The 256-nt window shown below is 64.5% G+C and carries 1 pseudogene; it reads right to left on the bottom strand.

Annotation, left to right across the window (positions count from 1 at the left end):
* Window positions 1–242: pseudogene (locus AC5Y5W_RS24995) on the bottom strand (IS30 family transposase); the annotation flags it as partial.
* Window positions 243–256: the final 14 nt, after the last annotated feature.

Below are 256 nucleotides of genomic sequence, written 5' to 3'. Positions count from 1 at the left end.
GACCGCACCGCCTCCCAAAACATGTCTTTGACCTGCTGGGAATAGCGGATGCCGTAGTGCTTGGGATTGGTCTGATAGCCCGCTTGCTGAGCCCATCGCCGGCCTGTGGCACCCGAAACCCCGGCCACTGTTGCCGCCCCCGTCGGTGACAATCCCGACCCAACCGCTTCCCAGAACCGCTCCCGCACCGACCCCGACAACCGATCCCAGCCCGGTCTCCGAAACCCCGTCTCGTAACCCATACCGCACCAACACC

The sequence above is a fragment of the Mycobacterium sp. NGS51 genome, from assembly GCF_059812525.1.
Note: the sequence above shows the minus strand (reverse complement) of the source record. Positions and strands in the feature narration are given on the sequence as shown.